This window comes from Micromonospora sp. URMC 106 (assembly GCF_051386395.1).
In the GTDB taxonomy this organism is placed as follows: Bacteria; Actinomycetota; Actinomycetes; order Mycobacteriales; family Micromonosporaceae; genus Micromonospora.
This window is the reverse complement of record NZ_JBPQTP010000156.1, coordinates 1-12,000: the sequence shown is the minus strand read 5'-3', so window position 1 is coordinate 12,000 and position 12,000 is coordinate 1. Positions and strand designations below refer to the sequence as shown.

The 12,000-nt window shown below is 73.8% G+C and carries 6 protein-coding genes; 5 read left to right on the top strand and 1 reads right to left on the bottom strand.

Annotation, left to right across the window (positions count from 1 at the left end):
• The coding region (locus ACSNOB_RS29815; RefSeq protein WP_436690527.1) for a type I polyketide synthase at positions 1-2,996 on the bottom strand (2,996 nt) is incomplete at its 3' end.
• Between the two features lie 985 nt (positions 2,997-3,981).
• On the opposite strand from ACSNOB_RS29815, the gene ACSNOB_RS29810 reads away from it, so the two are divergent.
• The 5 genes from ACSNOB_RS29810 to ACSNOB_RS29790 form a co-directional block, all read left to right on the top strand.
• On the top strand, positions 3,982-4,785 hold the full coding sequence (locus tag ACSNOB_RS29810; RefSeq protein ID WP_436690525.1) for an SDR family NAD(P)-dependent oxidoreductase: 804 nt from the start codon (positions 3,982-3,984) through the stop codon (positions 4,783-4,785).
• A 21-nt stretch (positions 4,786-4,806) separates the two neighbouring features.
• Positions 4,807-5,562, top strand: coding sequence for a thioesterase II family protein (locus tag ACSNOB_RS29805; RefSeq protein ID WP_436690523.1), 756 nt, complete (start codon positions 4,807-4,809; stop codon positions 5,560-5,562).
• 329 nt (positions 5,563-5,891) lie between these two features.
• Positions 5,892-7,277 carry a PhpK family radical SAM P-methyltransferase gene (locus tag ACSNOB_RS29800; protein ID WP_436690529.1) on the top strand — a complete coding sequence of 462 codons (1,386 nt, stop codon included), beginning with the start codon at positions 5,892-5,894 and terminating at the stop codon, positions 7,275-7,277.
• 33 nt (positions 7,278-7,310) lie between these two features.
• Entirely contained in the window at positions 7,311-10,763 is a 3,453-nt protein-coding gene (locus ACSNOB_RS29795) for a non-ribosomal peptide synthetase (protein WP_436690521.1), read from the top strand.
• Positions 10,760-12,000, top strand: a 1,241-nt coding sequence (locus ACSNOB_RS29790; protein WP_436690519.1) for a beta-ketoacyl synthase N-terminal-like domain-containing protein, incomplete at its 3' end; no start/stop codon positions are given. The genes ACSNOB_RS29795 and ACSNOB_RS29790, both read left to right, overlap by 4 nt.

Here is a 12,000-nt window from a genome sequence, read left to right as displayed (position 1 = left end):
AACGAACCGGGTCTGCCCCGCCTGCTGCACGCCCTCGCGGAGGTGGGCGTCGCGGCGGTGGTCGGCGTCGGGTCGGGGGTGGACCGCCGTGGCCGGGGCTCCCGGTCCAGGTAGCCGAGCACGATCTCGCGTTGGGCGTCGACGAGTTCCCGGCTGTTGCGCAGGAACTCCAGCACCGCCGCCTCGCGGGGATCCCCGGTGGCGGCGCTGTCCGCCGCGGCCAGCCGGGGGGCCTCGTCGGCGGGACGCAGGCCGTTCGGCACCGGGTTGCCGTCCGGGCCCCGGACCAGGTGCCCGTCGACGGTCCACCCGGTGGCGGCGGGTACGGCGGCCGGGGTGGCCCGCGCGCCGGCGAAGAGGCGCGCCGGGTCCACCGGCACCCCCGCGACGGCCAGCTCCGCGAGGGCGTGCAGCAGGCGGGGCAGACCCGGTTCGTTCGGCACGTCGCAGCTGACCGCCCGGTGCGGCCGGTCGCCGAGGATCCGGCCGATCATCCGGCTCAGCACCCGCCCGGGTCCCACCTCGACGAAGACCCGGGCGCCGGCGGCGTACATGTCCTCGATCTGGGTCAGGAACCGCACCGGTGCGGCGAGCTGCCCGGCGAGCAGCCGGCGGATCTCGTCCGGCGCGTCCGGGTAGCGCTGCCCGGAGGCGTTCGCCCAGACCGGCCGCCGCGGCGGCTGCACGGGGCAGTCGGCGAGGACGGCGGCGAACTCCTCGGTGGCGTCGGCCATCGCCGGGCTGTGGAAGGCGCAGGAGACGCCGAGCGTGGTGGCGGAGCGACCCTGGGCGCGCAGCCCGGTCACCGCGGTCGCCACCGCCGCCTCGGGGCCGGCGATCACCACCTGCTGCGGGGCGTTGTGGTTCGCGATCACCACGGTGTCGTCGAGGCCGGCCCGGGCCAGGGCGTCGGCGACCTCGGCGGCGCCCGCGGAGACGGCCGCCATGGCGCCACCCCGCCCGCCGGCCGCGTGCATCGCGGCGGCCCGGGCGGCGGTGAGCCGCAGCAGGTCCGGGCGGGACAGCGAGCCGGCGGCGTGCAGGGCGACGAGCTCGCCGTAGCTGTGCCCGCCGAGCAGGTCCGGCCGGACCCCGAGGGAGCCGAGCAGCTCCAGCAGCGCGACTTCGGCGACCCCGAGCGCGGGCTGGGCGTGGCGTGTGTCGGCTAGCGTGGCCGCCCGGGCCGCCGCCGTCGCCTCGTCGAACGAGGTGGGCGGGAACATCGCCGCGGCCAGCGCCGGGTCGTCGTACAGGTCGGTCCGCATCGCGGGGAAGGCCGCGAAGAGGTCGGCCAGCATGCCGGGGCGTTGGCTGCCCTGCCCGGGGAAGACCAGGGCCACGACGGGCGGCTCCGTCTGGCCGGGGTCGGCCAGGTAGACCCCGGACGCGGGGTCGGCGATTCCCTCGGCGGCCAGCCGCAACCGCTCCCGCAGCTCGTCGAGGCTGCCGGCCACGACGGCGGCGCGGACCGGCCCGTCGTCGTCGCGGGACCGGCGGAACCACTCCAGCGCGAGGGCGTGCAGCGCCCCGTCCCCGGGCGGCGCGTCGGCGGCGAGGGCGGACAGGGCCCGCGCCGCCTCCCCGGTCGACTGCCCCTGCCCCGCACGGAGCAGGAAGAGCTCCGCCGGCCAGCGTTCCCACGCCTGGTCGGGGTCGGCGGTGCTGGGATGCGCCCGGACCACGGCGTGGAAGTTGGTGCCGCCGAAGCCGAAGGCGCTGACCCCGGCGGCGCGCCGGGCCGGGGGAGCGAGCCAGGGCCGCGCGGCGCCGTCGAAGGCGAACGGGCTGGCCGCGGCGTCCCAGTAGGCGTTGGGCCGGGTCAGGTGCCCGGTCGGTGGGCGGACCCCGGTCTGCACCGCCCGGACGGCCTTGATCAGGCCGGCCATGCCGGCGGCGCACTTGGTGTGCCCGATCAGCGACTTGACCGAGCCCAGGGAGCAGGTGGCGGGGCCGGCCCCGTCGGCGGTGAACAGCTCGGACAGGGCGGACAGCTCGGTGCGGTCGCCGACGACGGTGCCGGTGCCGTGCGCCTCGACCAGGCCGATCTCACCGGGCGTCACGCCCGCCGCCCGCAGGGCCCGCTCGACCGCGTGCCGCTGGCCCTGCGCCCGGGGGGCGGTGAGGCCCATGCCCCGGCCGTCGCTGGCCCCGCCCACGCCGGCGATGACCGCGTGGATCCGGTCCCCGTCGCGTTCGGCGTCCGGCAGCCGCTTGAGCACGAGGCAGGCGACGCCCTCGCTGATCACGATGCCGTCCGCGCTCTGGTCGAAGGTGCGGCACCGCCCGGTGGGCGAGAGCGCCTGCACCGAGCCGAAGAGGAGGTAGTCGTGCACCCCGTTGTGCACGTCCACGGCGCCGCACAGCACCATGTCGCTCGTGCCGGCGGCCAACTCCTTGCAGGCCAGGTCGACGGCGGCGAGCGACGAGGCGCAGGCCGCGTCGACGGTGTAGTTGACCCCGCCGAGGTCGAGCCGGTTGGCGATGCGGCCCGCGATGACGTTGCCCAGGATGCCGGGGAAGGAGTCCTCGGTGAGGCGGGGCAGGTGGGCGTCGAGCGCGGCCGGCGGTTCGGCGAAGTACGTCGGCAGCAGCGCCCGCAGCCCGTACGCGGTGGCGAGGTCGGCGCCGGGCTCCGCCCCGAAGATCACCGAAGTCTGCGCCCGGGGGAACGGACGGTCGACGTACCCGGCGTCGGCCAGCGCCCGCTCGGCGATGACCAGGGCGAGCAGCTGGGCGGGGTCGATGCTGCCGAGTGCGGCGGGCGGAACGCCGTACGCCACCGGGTCGAACGGCACGGGTGCGAGGAAGCCGCCCCATCGGGACGGGCTCTTCTCACCCGGGCGGGGGTCGTCCGCCGAGTAGTAGCGGTCCACGTCCCACCGCCCGGGGTCGACCTCCACCACGGCGTCGGCGCCGGCGACGACGTTGGCCCAGAAGGAGGCCGCGTCGGTGGCACCGGGAAACGCGCAGGCCATGCCCACGATCGCGATGTCCATGGAATGCCCGGATCCTTTCCTCATCCCGTCCCCCGTCCCGCGCCCGGTCCCACTCGTGACGGGCGGACGCGCGGTCGTACTCGAAAAGGGCGCCGTCGACGGCGACGTCCGTGAATGCGCATAGCGCTGCGACGGACGTTTAAGGGTTGGCGGCCAGTGGCACTGCGGCGGTCTGCCGCGGTGGCTTCGCACGGGCGGCGCTGACGGTCTGGTGCCAGTTATAAAGCGTGAACCCCGGGGCGGGGTTCACGGGAGTCGACACAAGCGAGATCGGTTGTGGCGTGCCTGCCTCCGAATGACCTTGTTCGATTTACAGGCGTTTCCTTGATCCTTGCATACCGACCGGTATGTGTCCACCCGTGAGCAGATGATCACCCGAAGCGCCAGTTTTTGGCACGCCACGCCCGTTTGGTGGGCATTTGCGGGGGCAGGTGCGGTGGGAGTTCTGCGGTGCGCGGGCCGCCGCAACGGTCGTGCGGAGGGAGCGTGACCAGCGTCACGAGTGCCTGGCGGAAGTGCAGCTAGTCGCGATAATGCGCCGCTCCCAAGTGTTCGTTAATTGCCGGAAACGTCCGCGCGAATACGTGTGTCGAGGACCCCTGAACTGATTGGTAGGGATTGACTCCGACCGGGGTCCGTGATGTGCTTCCCGGGTCCCGGCGGGTCGGCGGAAATGTGTCCGGAGTGCTTCCGGTGGCCGACCGGGGGGTCGGGGTGCCGTTGTCGTACGCCTCGTCGAGGCGACGCGGCGGCGGGCAAGGAGACCTGGGGGAACGGGAGATCCGGTGCTGATCCGTCCTGTCGACCGAGCACGTGAACACCGCGACCGCGGGCAGCGGGCGACCGCCTGTCGCGGCGCGTCGACCGCCCGGTCGCCGGGGCGGCGCCGGCGCGGCTGAGCTGGCCGTCGCAGGTGATCGTCGGGTCCGACAGGGGGCCGCCCCGCACGGGGTGCGGCGTTCGAACCATGTCACGGGGGGAACCAGTGGATCTTGCGTTGGACGGCCGGCGGGCGCTCGTCACCGGATCGTCGTCCGGTATCGGGGCGCGCATCGCCGAGATGCTGGCCGACGAGGGCGTGACCGTCGTCGTGCACGGGCGCTCGGTGCCCGCCGCGGAGTCCGTGGCGCAGGGCATCCGGGCCAGGGGCGGCGCCGCGGAACCGATCGCGGTCGACCTGCTCGACCCGGACGGCCCACACCGGCTGGCGGTCGCGGCAGAGCGTTACCTCGGCGGCGTCGACATCCTGGTCAACTGCGCCGCCACCGGCCTGGACCGGCCGTGGGCCGACACCACGGACGAGGACTGGCGGCGCCTGCACGAGCTCAACGTCGTGGCTCCGGCCCGCCTCGCCCAGGCCCTGGTCCCCGGCATGCGCCGGCGAAAGTGGGGCCGACTCATCCAGATCGCCAGCGGCGCCGCCACCCAGCCGCAGGTCGGCTCGGTGGCGTACTCGACGACCAAGGCGGCACTGGTCAACCTCACGGCGGGGCTGGCGCGGGCGCTGGACCGCACCGGGATCACCGTCAACACCGTCAGCCCCGGCGTCATCGTCACCCCACGGGTCGAGGCGTACGTCCGCGGCCTCGCCGCCGACCAGGGCTGGGGTAGCGACTGGTCCGACATCGAGCAGCGCGTCCTCGCCGGGTCGATCGACAACCCCACCGGCCGGCTGGGCACACCCGACGACGTGGCGGCACTGGTCGTCTTCCTCGCCAGCCCGCTCGCGGGCTTCGTCAACGGGGCCAACCACCGCGTCGACGGCGGCGCGATCGCCGTCGTCAACTGAGTCTCCGCGGAAGGATCAATGGTGACTGTCCACTACTCGGCGGACCGGCGACCACGGTGGTTCCTCTTCCCGGACGCCCCGGAGGCGCCCCTGGCGTTGTACTGTCTGCCGCACTCCGGCGCCGGGGCGACCGCCTACCGGGCCTGGATCCCCGCCGCGGCGCCGGGCATCGCGGTACGCCCCCTGCAACCGCCGGGCCGGGAGAGCCGGATCGACGAGCCGCCGGTCTTCGACGTCGCCGAGGTCGCCGACGTGCTGGCCGAGGAGACCCGGCCGTACGCGCTGTACGGCCACAGCTTCGGTGCCCTCGTCGGGCACGCCGTCGTGGCGGAGCTCCAGCGGCGCGGCGCCGCGCTGCCCCGCCGGCTCGTCGTCGGTGGGTCCCGCCCGCCGGACGACCTGCCGGAGCTCGCCCGCCGGCTGCTCGGCCTCGACGACGAGGAGTTCCTGCGCGAGGTCGTCGGGATGGGCGGCACGCCGGCCGAGATCCTGGAGCACCCGGCGCTGGCCGCCCTGCTCATCCCGGTGCTGCGAGCCGACTTCGGCTGGATCGACCGCTACGCCGGCGAGGCGCACGGCCCGGTCGACGTGCCGATCCTCGGCTTCGCCGGCACCGAGGACCCGATCGCCACGGCGGCGGCGATGGCCGGCTGGCAGCGGATGACGTCCCGCGGGTACCGCGGCCACAGCGTGCGCGGCGACCACTTCTTCCACATCACCGACCCCGCCGGGGTGGTGCGGGCCATCGCCGCCGACCTGGCGGCCGATTCCCGGTAGCACCCCCGATGCGCCAACTCGACGGGCCCGGCAACGGGCGACGGGGTCCCCGGTCTTCTCGTCCGGAACGGAGCGGCACATGACAGACTGCCTGATCGTCGGTTTCAACGACGTCGACTTCGCGAGCTACGTCAGCGACGTGCGGCTCATGGGGGCCGACTCCGGCGCCTTCCGCGACCTGCGCCTGGCGTACATCGACCTCGACGGGCGACCGCTGCGCGCGTTGGACGCGCTCAGTCACCTGCACGAGAGCCCGCCGGGCGTGCCGAAGCCCTACTTCCACAACGCCGACTTCCTCTGGCCGGTGGTCACCGTGCTGGGCAGCTTTCCTGGCGCGGCGGGGGCTGAGCGTCGACTTCGTCAACCTGTTCCAGCACCAGCGCGAGCAGTTGCGGGAGAAGCTGGCCGGCGACGTCCGCCTCGTCGCGATCACCACCACGCTGTACGTCTCGCCGCAGCCGATCATCGAGATCGTCGAGTTCGTCCGCCGGCACAACCCGAAGGTGTCCATCGTGGTCGGCGGGCCGTTCATCACCAACCAGGTGGCCGCGCTGAAGCGCCCCGACCTGGACGCGATGATGGACTACCTCGGCGCGGACTACTACGTCACCGGCCGGGAGGGCGAGTTGACCCTCGCCCGGCTGGCGCTGGCGCTGCGCTCCGGTACGGACCCGGGAGAGGTGCCGAACCTGGCCTACCGCTCGGACGGCGACTTCGTCCACACCCGCACCGAGATCGAGTCGAACCCGCTGACCGAGCTGGTCGACTACCAGGTCTTCGGCCCCGACGCGTTCAACGAGTTCGTCACCACCCGGACGGCGAAGTCCTGCCCGTTCTCCTGCGCCTTCTGCGGCTTCCCGCAGCGGGCCGGCAAGTACACCTACCTCGACGTGACCCACGTCGAGCGGGAGCTGGACAACATCCGCAAGCTGCCGTCGGTCAACACGGTGACGTTCATCGACGACACCTTCAACGTCCCCAAGAACCGGTTCCGCGACATCCTCCGCATGATGATCGACAAGGACTACGGGTTCAGGTGGAACTGCTTCTACCGCAGTGACCACGGCGACCGCGCGACCATCGAGCTGATGAAGGAAGCCGGCTGCGAGGGCGTCTTCCTGGGCATCGAGTCGGGCAGCGACGTGCTGCTCAAGCAGATGAACAAGACGGCCCGCCGGGCGGACTACCTCGACGCGCTGGCGGCCTTCAACGAGCACGGCATCTCGACGTACGCCTCGCTGATCGTCGGCTTCCCCGGCGAGACGGAGGAGACCGTCGCCGAGACCGTGGACCTGCTCGACCAGGGCCGGCCCGACTACTTCCGGGCCCAGCTCTGGTACTGCGACCCGGTCACCCCGATCTACCAGCGCCGGGACGAGCTGGGCATCAGGGGCGAGGCGTTCAACTGGAGCCACCGCACGATGGACTGGTCCACCGCCGCCCAGATCATCGACGACCTCTTCGTCGACGTGACCAGCTCGGTCTGGCTCCCGCAGTTCGGGTTCGAGCAGTGGAGCACGTTCTACCTGCAACGCAAGGGAATGTCCGGCGAGCAGGTCAAGGACTTCGTCCGCGCCTTCAACGCCGTCCTGGCCGACCAGCTGCGCCACCCCGGCGGCAGCGCCGCCCAGCCGGAACTGCTCGACCGGCTGCGCCGGGCGAGCCAGTTCGACGTGGTGAACCCGCCCGGTCCGGCGCCGTCGCCACTGAGCTGACCCGACCCGCCCGTCCGAGCAGAAAGCGGTACCGTGCGCCGAACACCCACCGACGCGGCCCGGGCCCGGCTGGCCAGCCGGCTGGCGGCCGGGGCCGAGTTCCTCGCCAGCGACACGACGGACGACTCCGGCAACCTGCCCGACGACACGGCGGCGACCGACCGCCCCCGGCGGTTCGCGGCCGCCGGGCCCCCGCCGGACCCGGCCGCCCCGGCCCCGGTCTCCTTCGCGCAGCGCCGCCTGTGGTTCCTGCACCAGTTCCAACCGGACAGCCCCGCCTACCACGTCCCGGCGGTGCTGCGGCTGACCGGACCCCTGTCGGTGGACGCCCTGCGGGACGCCCTGGACCGGCTGGTGGCGCACCACCCCGCCCTGCGCACGGTGTTCGACGACGTCGACGGCGAACCGGTGCAGCGGATCGTCGACCCGCCCGCCGCCCGGCTCGACGTGACCGACCTGACCGACCTGCCGGCCGAGCAGCGGGAGGCCCGGGTCCGCGACGCGGTCGCCGCCGAGCGCCAGCCCCCGTTCGACCTGCGGCGCGGCCCGCTCCTGCGGACCCGGCTGTTCCGGCTCGCGGAGCACGACCACCGGCTCTTCCTCGACCTGCACCACATCGTCGTGGACGGCTGGTCGCTCAGCGTCCTGGTCAACGACCTCGTCCGCTACTACGCGGCGGGGACCGGGCACGGGACGGCGCCCGCCCGGCCGCCCGTCGACCCGGCCGGACACGCCCGCTGGCAGCACCACCGGGTCCGCGCCGGTGAACTCGACGAGCAGCTGGCGTGGTGGGAGCGACGGCTCGCCGGCGCCTCGGCCACGGAACTGGCCCCCGACCGGGTCCGCCCCGCCGTGCTGGGCTGGCGGGGCGGCCGGCGGACGGTGCGCCTCGACCCCGAGCTGACCGACCTGGTCCGGGCCGCCGCCCGGCGGTACGCGGCCTCGCCGTTCATGGTGCTCCTGGCCGGATTCGTCGCGCTGCTGCACCGGCAGACCGGGCAGTCGGACGTCGTGCTCGGCACGCCGGTCGCCGGTCGGGACCGGGTGGAGCTGGAGCCGCTGGTCAGCCTGCTGGTGAACACCGTCGTGCTGCGTACCGACGTCTCCGGCGATCCCACCTTCGCCGACCTGGTGGCCCGGGTGCGTGACGTCGTGCTGGACGCCCAGACGCACCACGAGGCCCCGTTCGAGCTGCTCGTGGAGCGGCTGCGCCCGGTCCGGGACCCGGCCCGCCACCCGCTGTTCCAGATCGTCTTCGCGATGAAGAACCTCCCCCCGTTCGAGCGACTGCACGTCGGCCCGCTGGCCGTGGAGCTGCTCGACATGGTCGGCGAGGTCTCCAAGTTCGACCTTTCCGTGATGGCGTTCGAGGGCGACACGCACATCGACTGCGAGTTCGAGTTCAGCACCGAGCTGTTCGACGGCGACCGCATCGCGCAGCTGATGGCGCAGTACCGGGCGATCCTCGGCTCCCTCTGCGCGCGCCCGGACCGGCGGGTGTCGGCGGCGGCGCTGCTCGACCCCGAGGAGGAGGAGCGGATCGTGCGCCGCTGGAGCGGGCAGGTCCGCGACTACCCGACCGGGCCGGTGCACCACCTGGTCGCGCGGCGGGCCCGGTCCGCGCCCGACGCGCCGGCCGTGCGGGCCGACGGCCGGACCCTGACGTACGGGGAACTGGACCGGCGCGCCGACGTCCTCGCCGGCCGGCTGCGCGCCGTCGGCGCGGGGCCCGGCCGGCGGGTGGCCGTCTGCCTGGAGCGGGGAGCCGACCTGGTGACGGCCTTCCTCGCCGTGCTCAAGGCGGGCGCGGCGTACGTGCCGCTCGACCCCGGCTACCCGCCGGACCGGCTCACCTTCACGCTCGCCGACAGCGAGGCCTGCGCCGTGCTGACCGGCGAGGAGCTCACCGGCCGGTTCGCGGCGGCGCGCACCGCGGTGCTCGACGTCGCCACCGCCGCCGCGGGGGCCGCCGGCGCCGACGCCGGGGCGGCCGACGACGTGGCCGCCGCGGCCGAGCCGGACCCGCGGGAGATCGCGTACGTCATCTACACCTCCGGCTCCAGCGGGCGCCCGAAGGGGGTCGAGGTCACCCACGGTGGGCTGGCCAACCTGGTGCACTGGCACCTCGACGCCTACCGGGTCGGGCCGCAGGACCGGGCCACCCTGGTCGCCAGCCCCGGCTTCGACGCCTGCACCTGGGAACTCTGGGCGGCGCTGGCCGGCGGCGCGGCGCTGCACGTGCCGCCCGAGCCGGTCCGAGTCGCGCCGGACCGGCTGGCGAGGTGGCTGGTCGACGAGGCGATCACGGTGACCTTCCTGCCCACCACCGTCGCCGAGGCGGTCCTGGCGGAGCCGGCGGTGACCGGCTCGGCGCTGCGGCTGCTGCTCACCGGGGGCGACGCGCTGACCCGCACGCCCCCGCCCGGCCTGGGCGCCCGGCTGGTCAACCACTACGGCCCGACGGAGAACACGGTGGTGGCCACCGCCGATCCGGTGCCCGCGCAGGACGGGCCGGTGGTGCACGCGCCCCCGATCGGCCGCGCCATCGCCAACGTCACCACCTACGTGCTGGACGGGGCCGGGCGGCCGGTGCCGGTCGGCGTACCCGGGGAGTTGTGCCTCGGCGGCCTCCAGGTGGCCCGGGGCTATCTCCGCGACCCCCGCCGCACCGCCGAACGCTTCGTCCCCGATCCCTTCGGGACCACGCCGGGCGCCCGCCTGTACCGCACCGGCGACCTCGTCCGCTGGTTGCCCGACGGCCGGCTGGACTTCCTCGGGCGGCTCGACAGCCAGCTCAAGGTGCGCGGCTTCCGGGTCGAGCCGAGCGAGATCGAGGCGGTGCTGGTGACCCACCCCGCCGTCCGGGAGGCCGCCGTCGTGCTCCGTGGCGACGGCCCGGACCGCCGGGACCTCGCCGCCCTGCTCGTCCTCGCCGACGGGCCGGCGCCGACGTACGAGGAGGTGCGGGCCGTGGCCCGGCGGCACCTGCCGGGCTACATGGTGCCGGCGGTCCTCGCCGCGGTGGACGCCCTGCCCGTCACCACCAACGGCAAGCTCGACCGGGACCGGCTGTCCTGGCGGGACGGCCGGCCGCTGCGCCAGGAGACCACCGCCGAGCCGCCGATCGGCGCCACCGAACGCACGGTCGCCGACGTGTGGGCCCTCGTGCTCGACGTCCCGCCGCTGGGCCGCACCGACAACTTCTTCGACCTCGGCGGCCACTCGTTCCTCGCCCTGCGCGCCCGCCAGCAACTCGCCGAGCGGCTCGGCGTCGAGCTGAACGTGGTCGACCTGTTCCAGTTTCCGACCGTGGCCTCGCTCGCGGCCCACCTGGACCGGATCCGCGCCACCCGGGATCCGGTCGACGGGGAGCCGGGGTCACCGGACGGCCACGCGCAGCGCCGCCGGGCCGCGCTGCGCGGCGGCCTGGCACGTCGTCGACAGGCGCACGAACAGCGCCGCCTCGCGGAAGGGACGGACCGATGACCGAGCTGCCTGCGCACCTCGACGACCAGTTCGACAACGCCCTGGCGGTGGTCGGGATGGCGGGTCGTTTCCCGGGGGCGTCGAGTGTGGCGGAGTTCTGGCGGAACGTGTGCGCCGGGGTGGAGTCGGTGACGTTCTTCTCGCCGGAGGAGTTGGCGGCGGCGGGGGTGCCGGAGTCGGTGTACTCGCACCCGGATTACGTGCCGGCGAAGGCACGGTTGGACGGCGTGGAGTTGTTCGACGCGGAGTTCTTCGGCTTCAGCGCCCACGAGGCGGAATTGACGGATCCGCAGCACCGGTTGTTCCTGGAGTGCGCGTGGGAGGCGCTGGAGGACGCGGCGTACGACCCGGCGCGTTTCGAGGGCCGGATCGGCGTCTACGCCGGCAGTTCGGTCAATTCCTATCTGCTCCGGGCGGTGGCGGCGGACCCCGCGCTGATCTCCGACATGAGCGCGCTCATGGCCAACGAGAAGGACTTCCTGGCCACCCGGGTGGCGTACAAGTTCGACCTCCGGGGCCCCGCGATGACGATCCAGTCGGCGTGTTCGACGTCGCTGGTGGCGATCCACCAGGCGTGCCAGGCCCTGCTGGCGGGGGAGTGCGACATGGCGCTGGCCGGCGGGGTCGGCGTCCGGGCCGAGGACGCCGAGGGCTACCGCCACCAGGACGGCATGGCCCTCTCCCCGGACGGGCACTGCCGCGCCTTCGACCGGGCCGCCGCCGGCACCGTCAACGGCAGTGGGCTGGGTGTCGTGGTGTTGCGGCGGTTGGTCGATGCGGTGGCGGCGGGGGATGTGGTGCATGCGGTGGTGCGGGGTTCGGCGGTGAACAACGACGGTGGTGGTAAGGCGGGGTTTACGGCGCCGTCTGCGGTGGGTCAGGCGCAGGTGGTGGCGGATGCGTTGGCGGTGGCGGGGGTGTCGGCGTCGTCGGTGGGTTTTGTGGAGGCGCATGGGACGGGGACGCCGTTGGGGGATCCGATTGAGGTTGCGGGTTTGACGCGGGCGTTTCGGTTGGATGCGGATGGGGTGGGGTTTTGTGCTTTGGGGTCGGTGAAGACGAATGTGGGGCATTTGGATGCGGCGGCGGGGGTGGCGGGTTTTGTGAAGGCGGTGTTGGCGGTTCGGGAGGGTGTGGTGCCGCCGACGGTGCATTTTCGTGAGGCGAATCCGAAGTTGGCGTTGGAGTCGTCTCCGTTTTTTGTGAATGGTGAGTTGGTGTCGTGGCCGGTGGCGGG